Origin of the sequence: Micromonospora sp. NPDC049175 (assembly GCF_043197345.1) — a bacterium.
Classification (GTDB): Bacteria; Actinomycetota; Actinomycetes; order Mycobacteriales; family Micromonosporaceae; genus Micromonospora.
In genome coordinates this window covers 931,119-956,704 of sequence record NZ_JBICSY010000001.1, presented here as the reverse complement: position 1 = coordinate 956,704, position 25,586 = coordinate 931,119, and the positions used below count along the sequence as shown (strand labels likewise).

Sequence of the window (25,586 nt, the reverse complement as noted above, 5' to 3'; positions counted from 1 at the left end):
GCTGCGCTCGCTCATGCCGTCACTCCGCTTCGCCGCGTGCTGAGCTTGCTGATTCGCTCGCTCATGCGCCACCGGCCTTCTCGGCGCCCTTGGCGTTGCCCTTGGCGGCCTTGTTCGGCGCGCCGGTGCCCTGGGCCGCGGCCTGCAGCGACTTGCGGACGCCGTCGAGCAGCTCCTGCCAGCTGGCCTCGAACTTCTCCACGCCCTCGCGCTCCAGGGTGGCGATCACGTCGTCCATGTCCACCCCGACCGACTCCAGGTCCGCGAAGACCTTCCGGGCCGCGTCGTACGCGCCGGTGATGGTGTCGCCGCGGGTCTCGCCATGGTCGGCGTACGCGTGGATGACCGATTCCGGCATGGTGTTGACCGTACCGGGGGCGATCAGCTCCTCGACGTAGATGACGTCGCGGTAGTCCGGGTTCTTCGTCGAGGTGGACGCCCACAGCGGCCGCTGCGGGTGCGCGCCGGCACCGGCGAGCGCCTTCCACCGGTCGGAGGAGAACACCTCGGTGTAGCGCTCGTACGCCAGCTGCGCGTTGGCGACCGCGGCCTTGCCCTTCAGGGCCTTCGCCTGGTCGGAGCCGACCTTCTCCAGCCTCTTGTCGACCTCGGAGTCGACGCGGGAGACGAAGAACGACGCGACCGAACCGATCTTCGACAGGTCGTGGCCGTTGGCCTTGGCCTGCTCCAGACCGGCGAGGAACGCCTCCATGACCGCCGAGTAGCGGTCCAGGCCGAAGATCAGCGTCACGTTGACGCTGATGCCCTCGGCGAGGGTGTCGGTGATCGCCGACAGGCCCTCCTCGGTGGCCGGGATCTTGATGTAGAGGTTGGGGCGGTCGACCAACCACCACAGGGCCTTGGCCTCGGCGACCGTCTTGTCCGCGTCGTGCGCGCTGCGCGGGTCCACCTCGATCGAGACCCGGCCGTCGACGCCCTCGCTGCCGTCGTACGACGGGCGCATCACGTCGCAGGCCCACCGCACGTCGTACGTGGTGAGCATGCGTACGGCCTCTTCCACGTCCACGTCACGGGTGGCGAGGTCGCGCAGCTGCCAGTTGTACTCGTCGGCGTCGCTCAACGCCTTCGCGAAGATCGTCGGGTTGGTGGTGACACCGGCCACGTGCTTCTCGCGGCGGAGCTTGTCCAGCCCGCCGGAACTCAAACGCACCCGGGAAAGATCGTCGAGCCAGACCGCCACACCCGCGGCGGTGAGCTCATTCAGCTTGTCGGCCATGCTGTTCACGCTCCCTCAGTTTCCGGTCGTGAAACCGGTGATGTCGCCCACCCGGGCCAGCGAGGCGTGTGCCGCCGCCACGATCCGGTCGCCGGTGAACCCGAACTGCTCGAAGAGCACGGTGTGCGGGGCGCTCGCTCCGTAGTGCTCCAGGCTCACGCTCTCGCCCAGGTCACCGACGATTCCGCGCCAGGACATCGCGATGCCCGCCTCCACGCTCACCCGTGCCTTTACCCCGCGCGGGAGCACCGACTCCCGGTACGCCTCATCCTGCTCGTAGAACCATTCCTGGCAGGGCATCGAGACGACCCGGGTCGGGGTGCCGTCGGCCTCCAGCCGCTCCCGGGCGGTCAGGCAGAGCTGCACCTCGGAACCGGTGCCGACGATGATCACCTGCGGCTTGCCGTTGGACGCCTCGGCCAGCACGTAACCGCCCTTGGCCACGCCCTCCGCGCTGCCCAGGACGTCGCGGTCCAAGGTCGGCAGCGGCTGCCGGCTCAGCGCCAACGCGGTGGGCCGGTCGGTGTGCTCCAGCGCCTGCCGCCAGGCCCACGCCGTCTCGTTGGCGTCCGCCGGACGGACCACGTCCAGGCCCGGGATGGCGCGCAGCGCGGTCAGGTGCTCCACCGGCTGGTGGGTCGGGCCGTCCTCGCCGAGGCCGATCGAGTCGTGCGTCCACACGTAGGTGACCGGCAGCCCCATCAACGCGGCCAGCCGCACCGACGGGCGCATGTAGTCGCTGAACACCAGGAACGTGCCGCCGTACGGGCGGGTGCCGCCGTGCAGGGCGATGCCGTTGAGGATCGCGCCCATGGCGTGCTCACGGATGCCGAAGTGCAGCGTGCGGCCGTACTCGTGACCGGGGAAGTCCTTGGTGGCGTGCGCGGCCGGGATGAACGACGGCTCGCCCTTCATCGTGGTGTTGTTGCTCTCGGCCAGGTCGGCCGAACCGCCCCACAGCTCCGGCAGCACCGGCGCGAGCGCCTCCAGCACCTTGCCGGACGCGGCACGGGTGGCCACGCCCTTGGCGTCGGCGGGGAAGACCGGCAGCGCGTCGGTCCAGCCGTCCGGCAGTACGCGACCAGCCAGCCGCTCGTAGAGCGCGGTGCGCTCCGGGTTGGCCTTCTTCCAGGCGTCGAACGAGGTGGTCCACTCCTGCTGGGCGTCGGAGCCGCGGCCCATCACCGAGCGGGCGTGGGCGAGCACGTCCTCGTCGACCTGGAAGGTCTGCTCCGGGTCGAAGCCGAGGATCTGCTTGGTGGCCTTCACCTCGTCGGCGCCGAGAGCCGAGCCGTGGATCTTGCCGGTGTTCTGCTTGTTGGGGGCGGGCCAGCCGATGATGGTGCGCAGCGCGATGAAGGAGGGCCGGGCGGTCTCCGCCCTGGCGGCCACCAGCGCGGCGTACAGCGCCTCGGCGTCCTCGTGGTAGTCGCCCTGGTCGGCGTCACCACTGCGCCAGTCGACGGTCTGCACGTGCCAGCCGTACGCCTCGTAGCGGGCGGCGACGTCCTCGCTCTTGGCGATCCGGGTGTCGTCCTCGATGGAGATCTCGTTGTCGTCGTAGATCACCGTGAGGTTGCCCAGCTGCTGGTGCCCGGCGAGGGCGCTGGCCTCGTGGCTGATGCCCTCCTCGATGTCGCCGTCGGAGACGATGCACCAGATGTCGTGGTCGAAGACCGACGCGCCCGGCTCCGTCTCGGGGTCGAACAGGCCGCGCTCGCGGCGGGCCGCCATGGCCATGCCGACCGCGTTGCCCAGGCCCTGCCCCAGCGGGCCGGTGGTGGTCTCCACGCCCGGGGTGTGCCCGTGCTCGGGGTGACCCGGCGTCTGCGAGCCCCACTGCCGCAGCGACTTGAGGTCGTCCAGGCTCAACGGGTAACCGGACAGGAAGAGCTGGATGTAGAGCGTCAGGCTGGAGTGCCCGGCGGAGAGGACGAACCGGTCCCGGCCGGGCCAGTTCGGGTCGGCGGGGTTGTGTCGCATGACGCGGTTGAAGAGGAGGTACGCCGCGGGCGCGAGGCTCATCGCGGTGCCCGGGTGACCATTGCCGGATTTCTCAACGGCGTCCATGGCCAGCACGCGGACGGTATCGACGGCCCGGCGATCGAGGTCGGACCAGTTCAGTGCGGAGTGCTCGGGTCGTTTGGCAGCCACGATGGTTGTGCTCCTCGGCAGATGGGCGGAACCCTCACCGATGACCTTATCGAGCGTCCCTAAACGCGCGCCCGGGGATCTCCGCATGGTGTGCGCGAGGTGACGTTCCGGATGCTTGGTTCAACCCGGTGGTGTGACGGCAGGCACCGTTGTCGGGTCGGCCGGGCAGCCAAAACGACAACGCGTAGTGTGTGGGTCGGTGTGCGGGCCCGAGCGGTCCCGACCGATCCGATCTCCCCGTGCCCGATGCCGGAAGGTGGCAATCCGTGAGCATGATCACCGAGCGCCCCGCGAGCAACCCGGCCGGGCAGCACCCGGCGCGGGCGGCCGAGGGCCCGGTGGCCCGGCGGGACGTACGCGCGGTCCTGTCGGCGTACGTGGCGCTCACCAAGCCGCGCATCGTCGAACTTCTGCTGGTCACCACCGTCCCGGCGATGATGCTCGCCGACGGCGGGCTCCCGTCGCTGTGGCTGATGGCCGTCGTGCTGATCGGTGGCTCGCTCGCCGCGGGCGCGGCAAGCGTGCTCAACTGCTACATCGACCGGGACATCGACCAGTTGATGCGGCGTACCAAGCGCCGGCCGCTGCCGGCGCACACCGTGTCACCCCGTAACGCGCTGGTCTTCGGTCTGGTGCTGGCGGCGGTGTCGATCGCCCTGATGGCGGCGTTCACCAATCTGCTCGCCGCCGGCCTGACGCTTGCGGCGATCGTCTACTACGACGTCATCTACACGCTGTGGCTCAAGCGCTCCACTCCGACGAACACCTTCTGGGGTGGCGCCTGCGGTGCGGCTCCGGTGCTGATCGGGTGGGCGGCGGTGACCGGCTCGCTGGCGCCGGCCGCCTGGGGGCTCTTCGCGGTGGTCTTCTTCTGGCAGATGCCGCACTTCTACCCGCTCGCCATGAAATACAAGGACGACTACGCCCGCGCCGGGATCCCGATGCTGCCGGTGGTGGCCTCGGTCCGCCGGGTGAACGCCGAGATCCTGATCTTCGCGTGGCTCACCGTGCTCACCTCCCTGGCCGTCTGGCCGTTGGGGCTCAGCGCGATCTACGGGGTGCCGACCCTGGTGGTGGGCGCCATCTTCGTGGTCGAGGCGCACCGACTCTGCCGGCGCGCGACGCGTGGCGAGGCGGTCAAGCCGATGCGACTGTTCCACTGGTCCACGACGTACCTGACGATCGTGTTCGTCGCTGTCGCGCTCGACGCGTTGATCTGAGCCGTCCCGCCTCGCGGCGGCGAGCACGTGTCGCCGACTTCCCGACTAATCATGGACATCGATGAATTGTCCGCTTTTACGTCACATCGGGGTAACTTTCGGCATGAGTCGGATCGGCTCAACTGCGCGGCCTGCGGGTCGATTTGCTCGCTCGCTTTGCGGGTAAAAGTCCGGATATAACCGGACAGGCTCGCTGCGGTCCTGGTTAAACCCGTAGGTAATTGGCATCACAAAAGGTTCATGGTTCTCGCCCGGGCGGGTGCAAGTCTGCTTAGGCTTCGCGTCATGGCAGATGGTTCCGATACGACGCTGACGGCCGAGCAGACCGCCGACGAGCAGGCCCCCCGCGGCCTGGTCGCGGGCCTTCAGGCGTTCGCCGCCGGCCACGGCGGCGCGAAGGCGGTCATCGAGTACGTCGGCAAGCGTGGCGCGCGAATCGTCCTGGTGGGTTCCGACGGCGAGTGGGGCGACCAGTTCGCCGACGACACCGTCACCGCCCGGGAGGCGTGCGCCAAGGCGGGAGTCACCGTCGAGAACGCCTGGGAGCGTGAACTGATGGACCAGATGCGCCCGAGCAACGACCTCTGGCGGTCGATGGCCCGCCGCACCATGGCCCGCTGAACAGCCAGCTCAATTGACCACCCACCACCAGTCGACCCGGGGGAAACCCCGGGTCGCTCTCGTCACCTGTGCCGACCTCGTCGATCTCGACCCGGACGACCGGCTGGTCCTCGCCCCGCTCCAGGCCCGTGGCATCTCCGTCGCGACAGCGGTCTGGGACGACCCCGACGTCGACTGGTCCTCCTTCGACCTGGTCGTCCTCCGCTCACCCTGGGACTACGCGCTGCGCCGCGACGAGTTCGTGGCCTGGACGGCAACCGTCCCGACGCTTGTCAACCCCGCCGACGTGGTGCGCTGGAACACCGACAAGCGCTACCTCGCCGAGCTGAGCGCCGCCGGGGTGCCGACCGTGCCGACGTCGTGGGTCGAGCCGGGGGAGAGCTGGCAACCACCCGCCGAGACCGGCGAGTACGTGCTCAAGCCCGCGGTCAGCGCCGGCAGTCAGGACACCGGCCGGTACGACCTGGCCGACCCGGAACACCGGGACCTCGCCGCCGCCCACGTCCGCCGGCTCGCCGACGCCGGTCGGGTGACAATGGTCCAGCCGTACCTGCGTGCGGTCGACACCGAGGGTGAGACGGCGCTGCTCTTCCTGGCCGGCCCGGACGGGCTCGCCTTCAGTCACGCCATCCGCAAGGGGCCGATGCTGACCGGTCCCGACCTCGGCCCGGACGGGCTCTACAAGGCCGAGGAGATCACCGCCCGTACCGCCCGACCCGCGCAGCTGGCGGTGGCCGAGCGGACCCTCGCCGTGGTGCCCGGCGGCACGCGGCAACTGCTCTACGCCCGGGTCGACCTGATCCCCGGCCCGGACGGCGAGCCGGTCCTGGTCGAGTTGGAGCTGACCGAGCCGTCGCTGTTCATCGGGTACGCCGACGGGGCCCCCGACCGCCTCGCCACCGCGATAGCCACCCACCTGGCCCGCCGCGCCTGACCGGCGCGGCCGGGCGGCGATCGCACGCGCGCCGGGCGCCGTGGTCGACTCGGCCTTGCTGTGATCGACTCGGCTTTCTGAAAGTCGGCCCGTCAGATCGACCCGGACACCGCGACTTCCTGAAAACCGAGTCGATCACGCGACGCAGGGCGCGCGGGGGTCAGGCGGTGACCGGGACGGGGTCGGCGGCGTCGGTCGCCGCGACCTCGGCGGCCGGGGTGGCCGGGCGGCGCTCGCGGGTGGACCACTGGACCGACAGGGCGGCCAGCAGCACCAGGCAGGAGCCGAGCATGTGCGCGCCGACCAGGATCGCCGGCACGTGGGTGAAGTACTGCACGAAGCCGATCAGGCCCTGCCCCAACTCCACGGCGACCAGGACGATCGCGGCACGGGTGGCCCGCCGCGCGCCGACGGCGCGGAACGCGAAGATCAGCGCCACCGACAGCCCGATCAGCAGGAAGACGCCGTCCGCGTGCACCTGCGAGATCGTCTCCGGGTCGAGCCCGTTGCGGGCGGCGCCGTGGTCGCCGGCGTGCGGGCCGCTGCCGGTGACCCAGGTGCCGATGACAAGCACCGCGACCGCTACGCCGGTGGTGATCCGGGCCAGCGCGCGCAGCGGCGTGGGCACCACGGCCACGGTCGGGCCGTCCGGGTCGCCGATGCGCCGCCAGAGGGCGTACGCGGCGGCGATCACCGCCATCGAGGCGAGGAAGTGCAGGCCGACCACCCACGGGTTGAGGTTGGTGAGCACGGTGATGCCACCGACCACCGCCTGGGCGGGGATGCCCAGGAACACGGCGACCGCGAGGGCCAGGAGCCCGGGTCGCCGTCCCTTGAGCGTCAGGACGGCCAGCAGGGTGGCCAGCGCGATCAGGCCCACCGCGAAGGTCAGCATCCGGTTGCTGAACTCGATCACCCCGTACACACCCATCTCGGGGGTGGTGACGTACGAATCGTCGGTGCACCGGGGCCAGGTGGGGCAGCCGAGGCCCGAGGCGGTCAACCGGACGGCCCCGCCGGTCAGGACGATGCCCACGTTCGCGATGATCGAGGCGAGCGCGAGGCGGCGCAGCAGGATGCCGGGGACCGGACGGGCGATTCGGTTCACGGCGCAAATCCTACGCACCGTAGTGATCGCGGTTCGGCCGACTCCGTCGGCGCGGTGGTTCGGATCACCGGGGCCCGGGTTTGCGACCCTCCGGGTAATTACGTAACGTTGGCGTTGTGAAAAACGCGGCGGCGCTTCCTGAGCACCAGCCGACGGCTGTCCCGGCCGTCGGCGCGTCCGCGTCCGCGTCGGTCGCGACCACGTCGGCGACGCCAGGTGGCGTCGCGGCGACGGAGACCTCCACCCGCGACCGGGTCACCCAACTGCTGCTGGAGCAGGGTGCCACCACCGCCGCGCAGCTCGGTGTCGCCCTCGGGCTCAGCCCGGCGGCGATCCGCCGGCACCTCGACGCGATGCTCGCCGACGGTGATGTGTACTCCCGCGAGCAGGTCGTGCGGGGCAGCCGTGGTCGGGGACGTCCGGCCAAGGTGTTCATGCTGACCGAGGTCGGTCGGGTCCGCTGTGGCACCCATCACTACGACAACATGGCCACCGCCGCGCTGCGGTGGATCGCCCGCAGCGGCGGGTCGGACGCGGTCGAGGCGTTCGCCGCCGAGCAGGTGTCCGCCCTCGAGTCGCGCTGCCGGACGGCCATGGAGGACGCCGGCGACGACCCTCTCGCGCGAGCCGAGGCACTCGCCGCGGCGCTCACCGCCGAGGGTTACGCTGCAAACGCGACCACGATCGCCTCCGGCGGTCAGCTCTGCCAGCACCATTGCCCGGTGGCGCACGTGGCCGCCGAATTCCCTCAGCTGTGCGAGGCCGAGACCGCGGTGATCTCCCGTCTGGTCGGCAGCCACGTGCAGCGCCTTGCCACCATCGCGCACGGCGACGGGGTGTGCACCACGCACATTCCGACCCAGCCGGGGCGTGCTCAATCCGGTAATCCCGTCACCACTGTGAGGACAGCTAGATGACCGAGCAGATTGTCCAGCCCCTGACCCAGGAAGAGCAGCTCGCCGCACTGGGTCGGTACGAGTACGGCTGGTCCGACCCGGACGCCGCCGGGGCGGTCGCCCAGCGCGGCATCAACGAGGCGGTGGTGCGGGACATCTCGGCCAAGAAGAACGAGCCGGCGTGGATGCTCGACCTGCGGCTGAAGGGTCTGCGGCTGTTCGGCCGCAAGCCGATGCCGGCCTGGGGCGCGGACCTCACCGGCATCGACTTCGACAACATCAAGTACTTCGTGCGGTCCACCGAGAAGCAGGCCACCAGCTGGGAGGACCTGCCCGAGGACATCAAGAACACCTACGACCGGCTGGGCATCCCGGAGGCGGAGAAGCAGCGGCTGGTCGCCGGTGTCGCGGCGCAGTACGAGTCCGAGGTCGTCTACCACAAGATCCGTGAGGACCTTGAGGAGCAGGGCGTCCTCTTCCTGGACACCGACACCGCGCTGCGCGAGCACGAGGACGTCTTCAAGGAGTACTTCGGCACGGTGATCCCGGTCGGCGACAACAAGTTCGCCGCGCTGAACACCTCCGTGTGGTCCGGCGGCTCGTTCATCTACGTGCCGAAGGGCGTGCAGGTGGAGATCCCGCTGCAGGCCTACTTCCGGATCAACACCGAGAACATGGGCCAGTTCGAGCGGACGCTGATCATCGTCGACGAGGGTGCGTACGTGCACTACGTCGAGGGTTGCACCGCGCCGCTCTACTCCTCCGACTCGCTGCACAGCGCGGTCGTGGAGATCATCGTGAAGAAGAACGCGCGCTGCCGCTACACGACCATCCAGAACTGGTCGAACAACGTCTACAACCTGGTCACCAAGCGCGCCGTCTGCCACGAGGGCGCGACCATGGAGTGGGTCGACGGCAACATCGGCTCCAAGGTGACAATGAAGTACCCGGCGGTCTACATGACCGGCGAGCACGCCAAGGGCGAGGTGCTCTCGGTGGCGATGGCCGGCGAGGGTCAGCACCAGGACGCCGGCGCCAAGATGGTGCACGCCGCCCCGCACACCTCCTCGACCATCATCTCCAAGTCGATCGCCCGTGGCGGCGGCCGCACCTCGTACCGGGGTCTGGTGCAGGTCCTGGAGGGTTCGCACCACAGCCGGAGCACGGTCAAGTGCGACGCCCTGCTCGTCGACACCATCTCCCGGTCGGACACCTACCCGTACGTCGACATCCGTGAGGACGACGTGTCGATGGGGCACGAGGCGACCGTCTCCAAGATCAGCGACGACCAGCTCTTCTACCTGATGAGCCGGGGCCTGAGCGAGGACGAGGCGATGGCCATGATCGTGCGTGGCTTCATCGAGCCGATCGCCAAGGAGCTTCCGATGGAGTACGCCCTGGAGCTCAACCGCCTGATCGAGCTTCAGATGGAGGGCGCGGTCGGCTGACGCCGCCGCTCCCGAGTGGCGGGCCGGGCACCGGCCCGCCACACCTGGACCCAACCTCGTCGTCCCGGCACAGACAGACCAAGGAAGAAATGACTACCCAGGCTTCCGCGCCACCCAGCACCAAGTCGCAGGCGCTGCGCTCGTACGACGTCGCTGACTTCCCGGCCCTCACCGGCCTGGAGGAGGAGTGGCGTTTCACCCCGCTCAAGCGCCTGCGCGGTCTGGCCACGGCCGACACCTCGGCCGCCACCGGCCGTGGCGTCACGGTCGAGCACTCGGACCTGCCGGCCGGCGTGTCGGTGCGGCTCGTCGAGCCGACCGACGCCAGCGTCGCGCCCGCCTCGGTGCCGACCGACCGGGTCAGCGCGCTTGCCCACGGCGGTGCGGCCCGCGTGGCGCTGGTCGAGGTGGCCGCCGAGGCAGTGGTGTCCGACGCGGTGATCGTCCGGCTGCTGGGCGCGTACCCGGAGGAGTTGGCCTTCGCCCGGACCCAGGTCCAGGTGGGTCGGTTCGCGGAGGCCACCGTCGTCTTCTCCCAGGAGGGCTCGGCGACGCTCGCCGACAACGTCGAGGTGTTCGTCGCCGACGGCGCGAAGCTGACCCTGGTCACGGTCGCCGACTGGGCCGAGGACGCGGTGCAGGCGCAGCACGTCACCATCAAGCTGGGTCGGGATGCCCGGGTGGTGCACGTCCAGGTCACCCTCGGTGGCGACCTGGTCCGGCAGTTCACGAGCGTGGACTACACCGGCCGGGGTGGCGAGGCCGAGCTGTACGGCGTCTACTTCGCCGACTCCGGCCAGCACCTGGAGCACCGGCAGCTTGTCGACCACACCGTGCCGGACTGCCGCAGCTACGTCGGCTACCGGGGCGCTCTGCAGGGCGAGGACGCGCACACCGTCTGGGTCGGCGACGTGCTGATCCGGGCCGAGGCGACCGGCACCGACACGTACGAGATCAACCGGAACCTGCTGCTCACCGACGGCGCGCGGGCGGACTCCGTACCCAATCTGGAGATCGAGACCGGCGAGATCGCCGGCGCCGGCCACGCCAGCGCGACCGGCCGCTTCGACGACGAGCAGCTCTTCTACCTGATGGCCCGGGGTATCCCGGAGAGCGAGGCCCGCCGCCTGGTGGTCCGCGGCTTCTTCGCCGAGCTGATCAACAAGATCCCGGTGGAGTCGCTGCGCGAGCGCCTCGGCGACGCGATCGAGGCCCGGCTCACCAAGGCGGGCGCCTGATGATCCGCATCTGCTCCACCGAGGACGTGCCGAAGGGCACCGCGATCAGCGCGGACGTCGACGGCACCCCGATCGCGCTTGTGCACGGCGAGGACGGCGAGTTCTACGCCGCCTACGACGAGTGCTCGCACGCCTCGGTCGCCCTCTCCGAGGGCGAGGTCGACGGCTGCACCCTCGAGTGCTGGCTGCACGGCTCGCGCTTCGACCTGCGCACCGGCCAGCCCTCGGGTCTGCCGGCCACCGAACCCGTCCCCGTCTACCCCGTCGAAGTCCGCGACGGCGACATCTACCTCAGCCTGACGCCGAGTAATGGAGTGACCCGATAATGAGCACCCTGGAGATCCGCGACCTGAAGGTGTCGGTCAAGCTGCCCGAGGGTGAGCTCAAGCCGATCCTGGCCGGCGTCGACCTGACCGTGAAGTCCGGGGAGACCCACGCGATCATGGGTCCGAACGGTTCCGGCAAGTCCACCCTGGCGTACTCGATCGCCGGTCACCCCAAGTACGAGATCACCGGCGGCACGGTGACGCTCGACGGCGAGGACGTGCTCGCCATGACCGTCGACGAGCGGGCCCGCGCCGGCCTGTTCCTGGCCATGCAGTACCCGGTCGAGGTGCCCGGCGTCTCGGTGGCCAACTTCCTGCGCACCGCGAAGACCGCCATCGACGGTGAGGCGCCGAAGCTGCGCACCTGGGGTGGCGAGCTGCGCGGCGCGATGGAGCGCCTGCAGATGGACCCGGCGTTCGCCCAGCGCAACGTCAACGAGGGCTTCTCCGGCGGTGAGAAGAAGCGGCACGAGATCGTCCAGCTGGAGCTGCTCAAGCCGAAGATCGCCATCCTCGACGAGACCGACTCGGGCCTCGACGTGGACGCGCTGCGCGTGGTCAGCGAGGGCGTCAACCGGGTCCGCGACACCGGCGACACCGGCGTGCTGCTGATCACCCACTACACGCGGATCCTGCGCTACATCAAGCCGGACTTCGTGCACGTCTTCGTGGCCGGCCGGATCGTCGAGCAGGGCGGCCCGGAGCTGGCCGACAAGCTCGAGGCCGAGGGCTACGAGCGGTACGCCGCCGGGGCCGGCACGGCCAAGGCCTGAGCGGGAGAGGCGCTGCCGAGATGACCAGCATCGCGATCCCCGCGGGGATGCCGCAGTACGACGACGTGCCACGTTTCGACGTGGCCCAGGTGCGCGCCGACTTCCCGATCCTGGGTCGGGAGATCAACGGGCACCCGCTGGTCTACCTCGACAGCGCCAACACCTCGCACAAGCCCCGCCAGGTGCTCGACGTGCTCGACGAGCACTACGCGCGGCACAACGCCAACGTGTCGCGCTCGGTGCACACGTTGGGCACCGAGGCCACCGAGGCGTACGAGGGGGCGCGGGCCAAGATCGCCGCGTTCATCTCGGCGCCGAGCGTCGACGAGGTGGTGTTCACCAAGAACTCCACCGAGGCGATCAACATCGTGGCGTACGCCTTCTCGAACGCCTCGCTGCGCGCGGACGGCGACCCGCGCTTCCGCCTGGGCCCCGGCGACGAGGTGGTGATCTCCGAGATGGAGCACCACTCGAACATCGTCCCGTGGCAGCTGCTCTGCGAGCGCACCGGCGCGACCCTGCGCTGGTTCCCCGTCACCGAGCAGGGCCGACTGGACGAGTCGGGCCTGGACGACCTGGTCACCGAACGGACGAAGATCGTCTCGCTGGTGCACATGTCCAACATCCTCGGCACTGTCAACGCCACCTCGCGCATCACCGCGCGGGTGCGTGAGGTGGGTGCGCTGCTGCTGCTGGACTGCTCGCAGTCGGTGCCGCACCTGCCCATCGACGTGGTCGACCTGGACGCCGACTACATCGTCTTCACCGGCCACAAGATGCTCGGCCCGACAGGTATCGGCGTGCTCTGGGGCCGGGCCGAGCTGCTGGCGGCCATGCCGCCGGTGTTCGGCGGTGGTTCGATGATCGAGACGGTCACCATGGCCCGTTCGACGTTCGCCGCGCCGCCGGCCCGGTTCGAGGCGGGCACCCCGCCGATCGCCGAGGCCGTGGCGCTCGGCGCGGCGGTGGACTACCTCACCGGCATCGGCATGCCGGCCATCCAGTGGCACGAGAAGGAGCTGACGGCGTACGCGCTGGACGCCCTCGGCGCGGTGCCCGACCTGCGGATCTTCGGCCCGACCGTGCCGGTCGGCCGGGGCGGCACCATCTCGTTCGCCCTGGGTGACGTGCACCCGCACGACGTGGGTCAGGTGCTCGACTCGCTCGGCGTGCAGGTGCGGGTGGGCCACCACTGCGCCAAGCCGGTGTGCAGTCGGTTCGGTGTCCCGGCGATGACCCGGGCCTCGTTCTACCTCTACACCACCACCGAGGAGATCGACGCTCTGGTGGCCGGTCTGGAGCAGGTGCGGAAGGTGTTCGACTGATGCAGCTCGACCAGCTCTACCAGGAGATCATCCTGGACCATTACAAGCGCCCGCACGGGCGTGGTCTACGCGACGCCGACGACCCGGCCGACCAGGTCGCGGAGGCGCACCACGTCAACCCGACCTGCGGCGACGAGGTCACCGTCCGGGTGGCCACCGACGGCAACGTGCTGCACGACATCTCGTACGACGGGATGGGCTGCTCGATCAGCCAGGCGTCGGCGAGCGTGCTGCACGAGTTGCTGCGCGGCCGCGGCGCCGGGGAAGCTTTCGAGGTGCACGAGGCGTTCGTGGAGTTGATGTCCGGACGTGGCCAGGTCACGCCGGACGAGGACGTGCTCGGTGACGGGGTTGCTTTCGCGGGTGTGGCCCGCTATCCCGCCCGGGTCAAGTGCGCGCTGCTGCCGTGGATGGCGTTCAAGGACGCGGCGGCACGCGCCGGTGTGGGCGTGAGCCCGGAGGTGAAGGCATGAGCGAGCGTCAGCGAGCGAATCATTTGTGCAGCGCAGTGGTGCCTCGCGGCGTCACGGAGCGAAGCGGAGGGACGGCATGAGCAGCGAGAACACCGCTACCGCGGCGACGCCGGAGGCCGGTGACGCCGTCGCGGCGCCGCAGACCGACGCCGTGACGACCGATGGTGCCGTGCCGGCGTCCGCCAACGACGCTGTCGCTCCGGTGGAAGCGGTCACCCCGGTGGACGGCGACGCGGTCGCCTCGGCGGGCGGCGACGCGGTCGCGGGCGGCGTCAGCAAGGCCATGATCGCCGACATCGAGGAGGCGATGAAGGACGTCGTCGACCCGGAGTTGGGCATCAACGTGGTCGACCTGGGCCTCGTGTACGGCGTACACGTCGACGACGAGAACGTCGCCACCCTGGACATGACGCTCACCTCGGCGGCCTGCCCGCTCACCGACGTGATCGAGGACCAGACCCGGCAGGCGCTGACCACCGGCCCCGGCGGCGGCCTGGTCAACGACATCCGGATCAACTGGGTGTGGCTCCCGCCGTGGGGCCCGGACAAGATCACCGATGAGGGCCGGGACCAACTCCGGTCCCTCGGCTTCAACGTCTGAGCTGACCCCGGTCGGCTCTACCCGTCGAGCGCGACGCCCCGCCCGGGGCGTCGCGCTCGCTGCGTGTGACCCCCAGCGAGCCCTGCGCCCCGTGCCGCGCGAGTGCGACCCGCCCCACGCTGTGTCGCCCCGCAACTGCTCCATGCGTGCCGTACCGCCCGCAAGATCGCGCAGTGTCCTGGTTGTCAACGCCCTTGTGTTAGGGCGAGGGGTTGTTCGTCAATGGGCAGTGTCTCGCCTTTCATGCTGTTGTGCCGGGGTGGTCTTGTGCGTCGACCCAGGTTGATCGGCCAGGGGTGCGCGGGGTGCCGGTCGACGGGGCGGGCTCTGCGTGTCCGGGGGGTGGTCGGGGGTCCTTTGCTCTGCACCCGCGGGTGCGACGGCTACGGTCTGTGACCGGTGCTTATTGGGGTGCAGAGCAAAGGGGGGCGGCTCTCGCACCGTGCCTGACGGGGCGGTTGGTGATCGAGGTCGTGCCTGGCCGGCGCAGCGCCACCGTAACCACGTTGAGATCCAGGACAACACCGTTGCTGTTGGCGGAACCGCTGCTCGTCGAGCGCGCTGCCTCGCCGATCACGAAGTTGTGGCCTGCAACAGAGCGCCTATAAGCCCCCAAGCCCGGCACCAGGATGAGGTGATTGCCGGGTCCGGACTGCCTCCGCTCCGCGATCTTGCACTTTCTGTCCCGACACAGGGGGCATATCACCTATATGGACAACCGAAATTGCAAGATCGGCGCGAACTTCTCGCGAGACACACCCTGACCGCGTGGAAATGCGGTGGCGGGGACGCCGCCTCGGCGCGGAGGATGCGCGTGTGATTGAGGCGTACCCGATGCAGGTCCTTGTCCGTGCGGCGACTGCCGTGCGTCGACAGCGGCCGGTCCACGGGCGGGCCTCGATCCGGCACCGACGATCGTGAGCGGGGCGTTCCTGGCCGGTCTGGTGGCCGGCTACGGCGTCGCGATCCCCGTCGGTGCGATCGCGATCCTGATCCTGGGCCTGAGTGCGCGTACCTCGTTTCGGGTCGGTGCGGCCGCGGCGCTCGCGGTGGCGACGGCCGACGGGCTCTACGCGGCGGTCGCCGCGCTCGGCGGCGCGGGCCTGGCCGGGATCATCGGGCCGGTCGCCGGGCCGCTGCGGGTGGTCGCCGCCGTCGTCCTGCTGGGGCTTGCCGGGCACGGCCTGTGGCGGACCTGGTCCGCCCACCGCTCGCGGCAGACGCCGACGGCGGCCGTCGGGCGGGGGTTGAGCACTCCCGCGCGGGCCTACGCGGCGCTGCTCGGGTTGACCCTGCTGAACCCGGCGACGGTGCTGTACTTCACCGCGCTGGTGCTCGGCCGTCGGGACACCGCCGACGCGGACCCGGGCACCGCGGCGCTCTTCGTGGCGGGGGTGTTCCTGGCGTCGGCGAGTTGGCAACTGCTCATCGCCGGCGGTGGCACGGTGGTCGGTCGGGCGCTGAGCAGCCCGCGCGGGCGGCTGGCCACCGGCCTGGTTTCCAGCGCGCTGATCGCCGCGCTGGCGGTGGTCGCGCTGCTGCCGCGCTGAGCGGGTCCGCGGCCCGCCCCGATGTGTCGTGCGGCACCGCCCGGCGGCCCGAGCGGGCTCATCGTGCCGTACGGTCGGGCGGTGACCAGTCGACCAGCAGCCGGGGGCGGGCGGTGGGTCGAGGTCGACCCGGCCCGCGTCGGTCGCTGGGTCGAGGGCTTCGCCAACCGGCACGGCCCGCCCACCACCACCGCGCGGGAGTACGGTCTGCTGCTCGCCGCCCCGGACGGGTCCACCGCCGAGTTGTACGCCCCACCGGGGTCGCCGGCCAGCGTCGACGTCCCCGGGTTCGTGGCCCACGCCGTCGCGCCCCGGCGGATCGGTCTGCTGCTGGCCCGCAAGGGCGCGGTGGCCGTCGGCGTGGCCGAGGGCGCCGCTCTCGTCGTCTCCAAGGTGGACACCCGGTACGTGCAGGGGCGTACCGCGGCGGGGGGATGGTCACAGCACCGGTTCGCCCGGCGGCGCGACAACCAGGCCAAGGCGGCGCTCGGCGACGCGGCGGACCTGGCGGTACGGCTGCTGTTGCCGGAGGTGGCGGCGCTGGACGCGCTGGTCTGCGGCGGTGACCGGAAGGCTGTGGACACGGTGCTGGCCGACCGGCGGTTGGCCCCGCTCATGCCGGTGCGGGCCGAGCGGTTGCTCGACGTGCCGGAGCCGCGCCACGCCGTGCTGGTGGCGGCGGTGGGTGCGGCCCGGGCGGTGTGGATCCGGCTCCGCGACCCGGCTCCCGAGTGAGCCGGGTGACCTCGGGCGCTGCCAGCGCCGGCGCGCGATAGCGGATTCCCGCGCCACGCCCGCGCTGGCGACCGGAGGATGAGCAGGTGGCTCGCCCACCCGCGACAGCAGGGAGATCATCATGCCCGAGGCCCAGATCCTGCGTACCGTCCTCGACCGGTGGCGCGCCGCGGTCGACGCCCACGAGCCGGATCGCGTCGCATCCTGCTTCACCGATGACGCGATCTTCCAAGGGTTGCGTCCGTACACGGTCGGCCGCGACGGTGTTGCCGCGTACTACGCCGCACAGCCGCTCGGCCTGACCGCCAGCTACGACATCCGGGAGACCCGCCGACTGGCCGACGACGTGGTCCTCGGCTACCTGGAGGTCGAGTTCGGCTTCACCGACCGGCCACCCCTGCCGGTCCACCTCGGCGTGGTCCTGCGCCGCACCGACAAAGACTGGCAGATAAGCCACTACCAGGTCTCCCAGCTCCCCTAACCAGCGCGCGCCAGCCCGCGCGCGCCGACCCAGCTCGCGTCGATCATGGAGTTGTGGTGGTGGACGAAGGCCGCGTAGCCCCGTACACCGGGCACCACAACCCCATGATCGACGCGGATGGACGGGGCGGGTCAGAGCTGGTCGGTGCCGAAGGTGTCGCAGGTTTTCGGGTCGCCCCGGTCGAAGCCCTGGGTGAACCACCGCTTGCGCTGCTCGGCCGTGCCGTGGGTGAACTGGTCCGGGTTGACCCGTCCGCCGGAGCGTTCCTGGATGCTGTCGTCGCCGATCGCCTCGGCCGTGTTGACGGCCTCGCTGATGTCGGTCTCGGTAATGGACGTGAACAGCGGCTCCTGGCCGGTCCGGTCCTTGCTCTCCGTCGCGTGCTTGGCCCAGGCGCCGGCGTAGCAGTCGGCCTGCAGCTCCAGCCGTACGGAGGCGGAACGGGGGCCGCTCTGGTCGCCCTGGCCGGCCTTCGCGTTGGTGCCGAGCAGGTTCTGGATGTGGTGGCCGTACTCGTGGGCGAGCACGTACGGCTGGGCGAACTCACCCTTGGCGCCGAACCGCGACGCCAGCTCGTCGTAGAAGCTCAGGTCGATGTACACCTTGCGGTCGGCCGGACAGTAGAACGGGCCGACGCCCGAGTCGGCCTGACCGCAGCCGGTGTTCACGGCGGCCTGGAAGAAGTTCGTGATTGTCGGCTCGTACTTCCCGTTGCCCAGCTCCGGGTACGCCGTCTGCCAGTAGCCCTGGATGCTGTTGACGTAGAGCGCGTTGCGGCAGCGCAGGTCCTTGAGGTGCTCAGGGTTGCTGGTGGCGCACACCTCCTTGAGGTCGGTGCCGCCGGCCTGGCCCGTGTCGTCGCCGTTGGTCATGGCGTTGAGGCCGAAGCCACCGCCGAGCAGCGCGACGAGCACGGCCACCACGATGCCGATGATGCCGCCGCGGCCGCCACCTCCGGGGATCGGGATGCCGAAGCCGCCGCCGGATCCGCCACCGCGGCCCACGTCGTTGACCTGCGAGGTGTCGATTTCGGCCCGCTCGTTGAGTTCCATGCTGACCCCGATCGCCGTATACCGGTGAATGTCGTCTGTGTGTCGGTTCGTCCCTTGAAGTGCCGGACGGGGTCCGGACAGGCGTTCGGTACCCGATGATCTTGATCGGTAATCCGGGCGGGGCGCGGGGAAGCGCCCGGTACACTTGTCCCCGTGCTGCGCTGCGAAGGCTGAACCGCCCCGCGCCGTCGGGCCCCTTGAGCCCGCCGGCCGTTTCGCGTGCCCCGAGTCAGCCTTCCAGACCCCGAGAGCGAGCCCGAAAACATGATCACAGCCACCGGCCTGGAACTGCGTGCCGGTTCCCGGATCCTGCTGTCCGACACCACCCTGCGCGTGCAGCCGGGTGACCGGATCGGCCTGGTCGGCCGCAACGGCGCCGGCAAGACCACCACGCTGAAGGTGCTCGCCGGCGAGGGGCAGCCGTACGCCGGCCAGATCGACACGCGCAGCGCCATCGGCTACCTCCCGCAGGACCCGCGTACCGGCGACCTGGAGGTGACCGGCCGTGACCGGGTGCTCTCCGCGCGCGGCCTGGACGTGCTGATGTCCCAGATGCAGGAGATCGAGGCCCAGCTCGCCGAGGACGCCAGCGACAAGCTGGTCCGCCGCTACGGCGCGCTGGAGGACCAGTTCGCCGCGCTCGGCGGGTACGCCGCCGAGGCCGAGGCCGCCCGGATCTGCGCCAACCTCGGCCTGCCCGACCGGGCGCTCGCGCAGACCATCGGCACCCTCTCCGGCGGTCAGCGCCGGCGCATCGAGCTGGCCCGGATCCTGTTCCGCGACGCGGGCGAGAACGGCGGCGGCATCCTGCTGCTCGACGAGCCGACGAACCACCTCGACGCCGACTCGATCACCTGGTTGCGGGGCTTCCTCGCCAACCACAAGGGCGGCCTGATCGTGATCTCCCACGACGGGGCGCTGCTGGAGTCGGTGGTCAACAAGGTCTGGTTCCTCGACGCCACCCGCTCCGTGGTCGACGTCTACAACCTGGGCTGGAAGGCGTACCTGGAGGCACGCGAGACCGACGAGCGTCGTCGCCGTCGGGAGCGGGCCAACGCGGAGAAGAAGGCCGGCGCGTTGATGGCGCAGGCCGACAAGATGCGGGCCAAGGCCACCAAGACCGTGGCGGCGCAGAACATGGCCCGCCGCGCCGAGAAGCTGATCTCCGGCCTGGAGGACGTGCGGGTCGCCGACCGGGTGGCGAAGGTGCGTTTCCCCAACCCCGCGCCGTGCGGCAAGACCCCGCTCACGGCGACCGGCCTGTCCAAGTCGTACGGCTCGCTGGAGATCTTCACCGACGTGAACGTCGCGGTGGACCGGGGCTCCCGGGTGGCCATCCTCGGGCTCAACGGCGCCGGCAAGACCACCCTGCTGCGGATGCTCGGCGGGCTGCTCGGCCCGGACACCGGCGAGGTGCACGCGGGTCACGGCCTGCGGCTGGGCTACTACGCCCAGGAGCACGAGACGCTGGACGTGGAGCGGACCGTGTTGGAGAACATGCGCGCCGCCGCCGTCGAGCAGTCCGACACCGATCTGCGCAAGATCCTCGGCGCGTTCCTCTTCTCCGGTGACGACGTGAACAAGCCGGCCGGGGTGCTCTCCGGTGGTGAGAAGACCCGGCTGGCCCTGTCCACCCTGGTCTGTTCCGGTGCCAACGTGCTGCTGCTCGACGAGCCGACGAACAACCTCGACCCGGTCAGCCGGGAGCAGGTGCTCGACGCCATCGCCAACTATCCGGGCGCGATCGTCCTGGTCACCCACGACCCGGGCGCGGTGCTCGCGCTCAAGCCGGACCGCGCGATCCTGCTGCCCGACGGCGACGAGGACGCCTGGAGCGACGACCTGCTCGAACTGGTCGAGCTGGCCTGACCGGCGTCGTCAGCCGGCCGGCCCGCGGCCGAGCGGGGCGCGGCGCTCACCAGGCCGCGGTCCGCGGCCGAGTGGGGTGCGGCCGATCGGGGCCGGTGCTCAGCCGAGCAGGTCGACGAGCCGACCCAGCACACCGGAGCTGACCAGGATCACCACCCCGACGCCGACGAAGATCGCCGGCACCAGCCAGTGGCCCGCGCGCTCGACCAGCCGGACCACGCGGGGGTGCCCGCCCAGCCAGGCGGCGGCGGCGCACCACAGGGCGATCAGCAGCACGAACACCAGCAGGTAGATCGCGCTGCCGGCCACGCCGAGGGCCCGGAAGACGGGCACGTAGACGGCCACGTTGTCGGCGCCGTTGGCGATCGTCACCCCGGCCACCCCGAGCAGGCCGGTGACGACCGTGGGGGTCTCGTCGTCGTCGGAACCCCGTAGCGCGCGTACGCCGAGCGCGATCGGCAGCAACCCGAGCAGCCCCGTCCACGGGTCCGGCACCACCAGCAGGCCGGCCGCGACCACCGCGCTGGCCAGCGCGAGCGCGCCGATGCCGAGGTATTGGCCGGCGACGATCTGCCAGGGTCGGGGCCGGCCGGTGGTGCGGGCCGCGACGAAGAACAGCGTCAGGATGACGATGTCGTCGATGTCGGTGGCGGCGAAGACCGCTGCCGCCGCGGCCCCGGTGCCCAGGAGGTCGATCACGACCGAAGGCTACGGGTCGCCGCCGGCGACAACCACGCGACCGGTGTACGCCTGGAGAGCACGGTGGGTCGATTGTCAGGATCACTCTATCGGGAAGCTGACATTGCATAGCGTGTCGGTTGGCGAAGAGTTGATATCTGGCGCATGATCGTTCGAGGCGGTCTAATAGGTGGGACCGTATCCGAACCGCACAGTCTGGGACGTGAGGACACAGCATGGCAGCCACTGGCACAGCCACCAGCACTGAGAAGGGTCGCCGGATCGTCGGAGCCGAGCGTCAGACGCTCGCCAAGGACCTGGTAAAGCGGTACACGTCGGGGGAGAGCATCCGCGCGTTGGCGGCCTCGACCGGCCGTTCCTACGGGTTCATCCACCGAGTGCTCACCGAGTCAGGGGTGCAGCTGCGTCAGCGCGGCGGTGCCCGGCGCCGCAAGAAGGCGTGACCCGCCTCCTCGCGTCGTCGACAAGCGCCACGCCCCGGGCCGCCAGGTGACCACCGAAGCGACCGGGGTTCGGTTGACCTGCGACGGGCCGGTCGCCACGGTGACGTTGTGCCGGCCCGACGTGCTCAATGCCCAGACGCCTGCGATGTGGCGGGCGCTGAGCGACTTCTCCCGCGAGCTGCCCGGCGACGTGCGGGTGGTGGTGGTCCGGGGCGAGGGGCGTGCGTTCTCCGCCGGCCTCGACCTCGCGGTGGCTGGCGCTTCCGGCCCCGGCTCCTTCGCGGAGCTGGCCACGCTGCCCGAGCAGCAGTGCGCCGAGCGCATCGCGGAATTCCAGGCGGGCTTCACCTGGCTGCACCGGCCGGACATCATCTCCGTCGCGGCCGTGCAGGGCCACGCGATAGGTGCCGGCTTTCAGCTCGCGCTGGCCTGTGACCTGCGGGTGCTGGCCGCGGATGCGAAGCTGTCGATGGCTGAGGTGACCCTCGGCCTGGTGCCCGACCTGGCCGGCACGAAGCGTCTCGTGGAGCTGGTCGGCTACGCGCGGGCACTGGAGATCTGCGTGACCGGCCGTCGGCTGGACGCCGCCGAGGCGGACCGGATCGGGCTGGCGACCCTTGTGGTGCCACCGGCTGAGCTGGACGGCGCGGTCCAGGACCTGACCGCCGGGCTGCTCGCCGGGGCCCGCGACGCGGTGGTGGAGATCAAGGCGCTGCTGGCGGGCGCGGCCGGGCGCTCGCACGCCGACCAGCAGCGCGCCGAGCGGGAGGCGCAGACCCGCCGACTGCGCGATCTGGCTGGCCAGGGAGAATAGGTAAGGACCGGACGGGAAGATCCGGGTTACGACCGAGGTTGTCACACTCGTCGGGAGAATTGGCCTGACGGTGCAGTCCGCCCGACGACCCGGAGGTGAGCGATGTCCAACCCGATGTCCGGCGGTGGCATGGCCGGGTGGAGCATGCTCCGGTCGATGCGCAACAGCGACGAGGTCTCCACCCACCGGCTCAAGCGCGGGGTCGCCCGACGCATCGTGGCCTTCGCCCAGCCCTACCGGCGCGACATCATCGTCTTCCTGGTCACCGTGGTCCTGGCCGCCGTCATCGGCGTGGCCACACCGGTGCTCGCCGGCGACGTCATCAACGCCATCAACCGGGGCGGCACCGAGGCCGGCCGACTCGTGGTGAAGCTGGCCCTGTTCATCGCCGGGCTGGCCGTCGCCGACGCTCTGCTCTCGCTGGCCCAACGGTGGTACTCGGCCCGGATCGGCGAGGGCATCATCTTCAACCTGCGCACCCGGGTCTACGACCACGTGCAGCGGATGCCGTTGCAGTTCTTCACGCGTACCCAGACCGGCGCCCTGGTCAGCAGGCTCAACAACGACGTGCTGGGCGCCCAGCGGGCGTTCACCTCGACGTTGTCCGGGGTGGTCAGCAACGTCATCCAACTCGTGCTCACCGCCGCGGTGATGTTCACCCTCTCCTGGCAGATCACCGCGCTCTCGCTGGTGCTGTTGCCGATCTTCATCATCCCGGCCCGCCGGGTCGGTCGGCGGCTGGCCGACATCACGCGCGAGTCGTACAACCTCGACGCCAAGATGAACGCCACCATGACCGAGCGGTTCGGGGTGGCCGGCGCGCTGCTGGTGAAGCTCTTCGGTCAACCGGAGATCGAGGCCCGCCGGTTCGCCGACCGGGCCGAGCGGGTCCGCGACATCGGCATCCAGTCGGCGATGTACTCCCGCACCTTCTTCGTGGCGATGCTGCTCGTCGCGTCGCTGGCGCAGGCGCTCACCTACGGCCTCGGCGGGTGGCTCGCCGTCACCGGCGGCGTCAGCGCGGGCACCGTGGTGACCCTCGCGCTGCTGCTCACGCGGCTGTACGGGCCGCTCACCGCGCTCTCCAACGTCCGGGTGGACGTGATGAGCGCGCTTGTCTCGTTCGACCGGGTCTTCGAGGTGCTCGACCTCCAGCCGGGCATCGTGGAGAAGCCGGACGCGGTGGCGGTGCCCCGGGGCGCCGGCCGGGTCGACTTCCGGGATGTGCGGTTCCGCTACCCGAGCGCCGCCGAGATCTCCCTCGCCTCGCTGGAGGAGGTCGCCACCCTGGACCGGACCGTCAACGAGCCGGTGCTCAAGGGTGTCTCGTTCAGCGTCGAGCCGGGGCAGATGGTCGCGCTCGTCGGCCCGTCCGGCGCCGGCAAGTCGACGCTGTCCATGCTCATCTCCCGGATCTACGACGTCACCGACGGGCAGGTGCTTGTCGGTGGGGTGGACGTGCGGGACGCGACGCTCACCTCCCTGCGCGACGAGATCGGTGTGGTCACCCAGGATTCGCACCTGTTCCACGAGACGATCGCCGAGAACCTTCGGTACGCCAAGCCGGACGCCACCGACGACGAGATCTGGGCCGCCCTGGCCGGTGCGCAGGTGGCCGACCTGGTCCGAGCGCTGCCCGCCGGGCTGGACACCACGGTGGGGGAGCGGGGCTACCGGTTCTCCGGCGGCGAGAAGCAGCGCATCGCGATCGCGCGGCTGCTGCTCAAGGCCCCGTCGATCGTGATCCTCGACGAGGCGACCGCACACCTGGATTCGGAGAGCGAGGCGGCGGTGCAGCGGGCGCTGTCGGTGGCGCTGGCCGGGCGGACCGCGCTTGTCATCGCGCACCGGCTCTCCACCGTGCGCGACGCCGACCAGATCCTGGTCCTCGACGGTGGGCGGATCGTCGAGCGAGGGCGCCACGACGAGTTGGTCGCGGTCGGCGGGCTCTACGCCGAGCTGTACCGGACCCAGTTCGCGGTCGCCGACTCGCCCCGCCCGTTCGTCGACGCGACCGGCCCCGAGCCGGTGGTCATGCCACTGGGCACGTACCGCGCCGACGAGGTGCTGCCACCCGCCGCCGCCAACTGATCTCACACGCCCTGGCCGTCGACACCTGGTGTGCTCGGCTCAGTCCGCCACGAAGGCAGCGATGGTGCTGGCCAACGGCGTGCAGGCGAACAGGCCGTACGCGGCGACGAGAGCGGTGGAGACGACGCACCACCGGTACCGGGTCGCCGGGCAGCGGCGGCGCGTCGCCACCAGCGCACCGACCCCGACCACCGCGAGCAGGATGCCGGGCACCGGCCCGAGCAGGGTGAGGTCGAAGCCCGGCACGCCGAGCAGCCAGCCCGGCACGATGAAGGTCCAGGTCGGCGGGTACGGCCGGGGGGCCCACAGATAGGGCACGACGGCCGCGGCGAGGTAGGCGGCCACGGCGTACAACTGGATGCCGACTAGCGTGCGGATCGGCCCGGTGGACACCTCGGTGGGGGTCGCGACTGTCGAACCCGGGGCCGTGCCGGCGGACACATCCGTCATTGTCACTCCACTGTGGCGCGGTCGCGGTCTGCGCTGAGGGTAGGTGTGCCGGTGCCGCGCGACAAGCCCGTCGCTGACCGCTCGTCAGAACGCCGTCCTGCGCAGCTCGGCGAAGGCCAGAGGTTCGGGTTGATGCCGAGCCGACGAGGTGCCGCCACCCGCCGCCAACGACATCCGCTCAGCCCGATCCATGGCGATGTCTGGACGTAGGCTCACCGGGCATGACCCGGAGAGCATTGATCCTTACCCTCGCTGTCGTCGCAACCTGCCTGGTCGTCGGTCTGGTTGTCGGTGTCCGGTCCAGGGGTCCGGACGGCGCCGCCTCGCCCGAGGCGGTGGTCGCCGACTACGTGACGGCCCTTCGCGACAAGGACCGCGGCAGGCTGGCTGATATCGCGGATCCGGAGAACGATTCGGCGGTGGAGATCAACCGGCGGATCAGCGCACTTGGCGGCGATCGCCTTGTCCTGTCGGATTGGCGGTTCGACAGGACGGCGTCCGCCGCCGAGGTGCGGGTGACCCTGTCCGGGCAGTTGGACGCGTCACCGTACTCCGATGTCATCTGGCTTCGTCGCGTCGATGGCGCGTGGTTCGTCGCACTGGGAGCACCTCAGAACTCGAACCCGAAAGGCACGTCCTGAGACAGGCCTTTGCTCAGTGCGAACACCAACGCTGGCGAGGAGGAGCGAGGTACCCGTCGCCGGCGGTCCTCGCACCCGTCCGCCGGCACCCGGCCGGCTCCTACGGGGGCTGACGCAGCGCGGCCAGGTCCCGTTCGATCACCGAGGCGAGCAGGTCCGGGCGGGTGACGTTGAGGTGGTGGCCGCCGTGCTCGACGAGGACCAGGCGCCGCTGGGGCAGGAAGAGGTCCCAGTTGCCGACCGCCGCCGGTGATCGTCGCGGCGCGCCCGGCGTCGTGCAACAGCCGGCCGCTGTCGGCCGCCTCCTGCTTGCTGAGCAGTCGCATCCGCTGGTATTCCAGCAGCCGCGCCTCCTCCACGGCGATGTGCCACGGCAGCAGGTGCTGGCCGGCGAGGCGGGCCGCCGG

The 25,586-nt window shown here is 70.6% G+C and carries 26 protein-coding genes; 19 read left to right on the top strand and 7 right to left on the bottom strand.

The annotated features are described in order from the left end of the window. Window positions 1–61 precede the first annotated feature (61 nt). Both tal and tkt read right to left on the bottom strand, forming a co-directional pair. Window positions 62–1,237, bottom strand: a complete 1,176-nt coding sequence (gene tal, locus ACGFH8_RS03945; RefSeq protein WP_393362980.1) for a transaldolase — start codon at window positions 1,235–1,237, stop codon at window positions 62–64. A 15-nt stretch (window positions 1,238–1,252) separates the two neighbouring features. Continuing rightward, a complete protein-coding gene (gene tkt, locus ACGFH8_RS03940) occupies window positions 1,253–3,391 on the bottom strand; it encodes a transketolase (RefSeq protein WP_393362977.1) in 2,139 nt (712 codons plus the stop codon). Between the two features lie 266 nt (window positions 3,392–3,657). Here tkt and ACGFH8_RS03935 point away from each other — a divergent pair, with 266 nt between their 5' ends. The 3 genes from ACGFH8_RS03935 (at window position 3,658) to ACGFH8_RS03925 (ending at window position 6,166) form a co-directional block, all read left to right on the top strand. Then, window positions 3,658–4,611, top strand: a complete 954-nt coding sequence (locus ACGFH8_RS03935) for a heme o synthase (RefSeq protein ID WP_393362974.1) — start codon at window positions 3,658–3,660, stop codon at window positions 4,609–4,611. A gap of 285 nt (window positions 4,612–4,896) precedes the next feature. Further along, entirely contained in the window at window positions 4,897–5,232 is a 336-nt protein-coding gene (locus ACGFH8_RS03930) for a hypothetical protein (RefSeq protein WP_393362972.1), read from the top strand. 13 nt (window positions 5,233–5,245) lie between these two features. Next, window positions 5,246–6,166: a RimK family alpha-L-glutamate ligase gene (locus tag ACGFH8_RS03925; protein WP_393362969.1), complete on the top strand. Its 921-nt coding sequence runs from the start codon at window positions 5,246–5,248 to the stop codon at window positions 6,164–6,166. Between the two features lie 160 nt (window positions 6,167–6,326). Here the strand turns inward: ACGFH8_RS03925 and ACGFH8_RS03920 are convergent, their stop codons facing one another. Then, complete coding sequence (locus ACGFH8_RS03920; RefSeq protein ID WP_393362966.1) at window positions 6,327–7,292, bottom strand: heme A synthase; 966 nt, start codon at window positions 7,290–7,292, stop codon at window positions 6,327–6,329. A gap of 98 nt (window positions 7,293–7,390) precedes the next feature. Here ACGFH8_RS03920 and ACGFH8_RS03915 point away from each other — a divergent pair, with 98 nt between their 5' ends. The 11 genes from ACGFH8_RS03915 to ACGFH8_RS03865 all read left to right on the top strand — a co-directional run bounded on the left by ACGFH8_RS03915 (window position 7,391) and on the right by ACGFH8_RS03865 (window position 17,120). Continuing rightward, window positions 7,391–8,191, top strand: coding sequence for a helix-turn-helix transcriptional regulator (locus tag ACGFH8_RS03915; protein ID WP_393362963.1), 801 nt, complete (start codon window positions 7,391–7,393; stop codon window positions 8,189–8,191). Further along, window positions 8,188–9,618 carry a Fe-S cluster assembly protein SufB gene (gene sufB / locus ACGFH8_RS03910; RefSeq protein ID WP_266244341.1) on the top strand — a complete coding sequence of 477 codons (1,431 nt, stop codon included), beginning with the start codon at window positions 8,188–8,190 and terminating at the stop codon, window positions 9,616–9,618. Before ACGFH8_RS03915 ends, sufB begins: the two co-directional genes overlap by 4 nt. 89 nt (window positions 9,619–9,707) lie before the next feature. Further along, on the top strand, window positions 9,708–10,856 hold the full coding sequence (sufD, locus tag ACGFH8_RS03905; RefSeq protein ID WP_393362960.1) for a Fe-S cluster assembly protein SufD: 1,149 nt from the start codon (window positions 9,708–9,710) through the stop codon (window positions 10,854–10,856). After that, the gene (locus tag ACGFH8_RS03900) at window positions 10,856–11,182 is read left to right on the top strand and encodes a non-heme iron oxygenase ferredoxin subunit (RefSeq protein ID WP_109820754.1); all 327 of its coding nucleotides are present in this window, start codon (window positions 10,856–10,858) and stop codon (window positions 11,180–11,182) included. Before sufD ends, ACGFH8_RS03900 begins: the two co-directional genes overlap by 1 nt. After that, the gene (sufC, locus tag ACGFH8_RS03895) at window positions 11,182–11,955 is read left to right on the top strand and encodes a Fe-S cluster assembly ATPase SufC (protein WP_007462702.1); all 774 of its coding nucleotides are present in this window, start codon (window positions 11,182–11,184) and stop codon (window positions 11,953–11,955) included. Before ACGFH8_RS03900 ends, sufC begins: the two co-directional genes overlap by 1 nt. 20 nt (window positions 11,956–11,975) lie before the next feature. Then, on the top strand, window positions 11,976–13,280 hold the full coding sequence (locus ACGFH8_RS03890; protein WP_393362958.1) for a cysteine desulfurase: 1,305 nt from the start codon (window positions 11,976–11,978) through the stop codon (window positions 13,278–13,280). After that, the gene (gene sufU / locus ACGFH8_RS03885; protein WP_393362955.1) at window positions 13,280–13,753 is read left to right on the top strand and encodes a Fe-S cluster assembly sulfur transfer protein SufU; all 474 of its coding nucleotides are present in this window, start codon (window positions 13,280–13,282) and stop codon (window positions 13,751–13,753) included. The genes ACGFH8_RS03890 and sufU overlap by 1 nt, the downstream gene beginning before the upstream one ends. A gap of 76 nt (window positions 13,754–13,829) precedes the next feature. Beyond that, window positions 13,830–14,354, top strand: coding sequence for an iron-sulfur cluster assembly protein (locus ACGFH8_RS03880; protein WP_393362952.1), 525 nt, complete (start codon window positions 13,830–13,832; stop codon window positions 14,352–14,354). 917 nt (window positions 14,355–15,271) lie between these two features. Then, window positions 15,272–15,904, top strand: coding sequence for a LysE family transporter (locus ACGFH8_RS03875; RefSeq protein ID WP_393362949.1), 633 nt, complete (start codon window positions 15,272–15,274; stop codon window positions 15,902–15,904). 81 nt (window positions 15,905–15,985) lie between these two features. After that, entirely contained in the window at window positions 15,986–16,639 is a 654-nt protein-coding gene (locus tag ACGFH8_RS03870) for an acVLRF1 family peptidyl-tRNA hydrolase (RefSeq protein ID WP_393362946.1), read from the top strand. A gap of 121 nt (window positions 16,640–16,760) precedes the next feature. Next, window positions 16,761–17,120, top strand: a complete 360-nt coding sequence (locus tag ACGFH8_RS03865; RefSeq protein WP_393362943.1) for a YybH family protein — start codon at window positions 16,761–16,763, stop codon at window positions 17,118–17,120. Window positions 17,121–17,251: 131 nt separating this feature from the next. On the opposite strand, the gene ACGFH8_RS03860 is transcribed toward ACGFH8_RS03865, so the two are convergent. After that, on the bottom strand, window positions 17,252–18,172 hold the full coding sequence (locus ACGFH8_RS03860; protein WP_393362940.1) for a neutral zinc metallopeptidase: 921 nt from the start codon (window positions 18,170–18,172) through the stop codon (window positions 17,252–17,254). Between the two features lie 264 nt (window positions 18,173–18,436). Between ACGFH8_RS03860 and ACGFH8_RS03855 the strand changes: the two genes are divergently transcribed. After that, window positions 18,437–20,041, top strand: coding sequence for an ABC-F family ATP-binding cassette domain-containing protein (locus ACGFH8_RS03855; protein WP_393362937.1), 1,605 nt, complete (start codon window positions 18,437–18,439; stop codon window positions 20,039–20,041). Between the two features lie 99 nt (window positions 20,042–20,140). Here the strand turns inward: ACGFH8_RS03855 and ACGFH8_RS03850 are convergent, their stop codons facing one another. Beyond that, window positions 20,141–20,740 carry a cadmium resistance transporter gene (locus tag ACGFH8_RS03850; protein WP_393362934.1) on the bottom strand — a complete coding sequence of 200 codons (600 nt, stop codon included), beginning with the start codon at window positions 20,738–20,740 and terminating at the stop codon, window positions 20,141–20,143. 215 nt (window positions 20,741–20,955) lie between these two features. On the opposite strand from ACGFH8_RS03850, the gene ACGFH8_RS03845 reads away from it, so the two are divergent. The 3 genes from ACGFH8_RS03845 to ACGFH8_RS03835 all read left to right on the top strand — a co-directional run bounded on the left by ACGFH8_RS03845 (window position 20,956) and on the right by ACGFH8_RS03835 (window position 24,088). Then, window positions 20,956–21,183 carry a helix-turn-helix domain-containing protein gene (locus ACGFH8_RS03845; RefSeq protein ID WP_007462679.1) on the top strand — a complete coding sequence of 76 codons (228 nt, stop codon included), beginning with the start codon at window positions 20,956–20,958 and terminating at the stop codon, window positions 21,181–21,183. Window positions 21,184–21,229: 46 nt separating this feature from the next. Then, window positions 21,230–21,997, top strand: coding sequence for an enoyl-CoA hydratase/isomerase family protein (locus ACGFH8_RS03840; protein ID WP_393362931.1), 768 nt, complete (start codon window positions 21,230–21,232; stop codon window positions 21,995–21,997). A 114-nt stretch (window positions 21,998–22,111) separates the two neighbouring features. After that, window positions 22,112–24,088, top strand: coding sequence for an ABC transporter ATP-binding protein (locus ACGFH8_RS03835; RefSeq protein WP_393364481.1), 1,977 nt, complete (start codon window positions 22,112–22,114; stop codon window positions 24,086–24,088). 39 nt (window positions 24,089–24,127) lie between these two features. On the opposite strand, the gene ACGFH8_RS03830 is transcribed toward ACGFH8_RS03835, so the two are convergent. Further along, window positions 24,128–24,538: a hypothetical protein gene (locus ACGFH8_RS03830; protein ID WP_393362928.1), complete on the bottom strand. Its 411-nt coding sequence runs from the start codon at window positions 24,536–24,538 to the stop codon at window positions 24,128–24,130. Window positions 24,539–24,622: 84 nt separating this feature from the next. Further along, a complete protein-coding gene (locus ACGFH8_RS03825) occupies window positions 24,623–24,754 on the bottom strand; it encodes a hypothetical protein (RefSeq protein ID WP_393362925.1) in 132 nt (43 codons plus the stop codon). Between the two features lie 5 nt (window positions 24,755–24,759). Here ACGFH8_RS03825 and ACGFH8_RS03820 point away from each other — a divergent pair, with 5 nt between their 5' ends. Next, window positions 24,760–25,179: a hypothetical protein gene (locus tag ACGFH8_RS03820; RefSeq protein WP_393362923.1), complete on the top strand. Its 420-nt coding sequence runs from the start codon at window positions 24,760–24,762 to the stop codon at window positions 25,177–25,179. The last annotated feature ends 407 nt before the right edge of the window (window positions 25,180–25,586 follow it).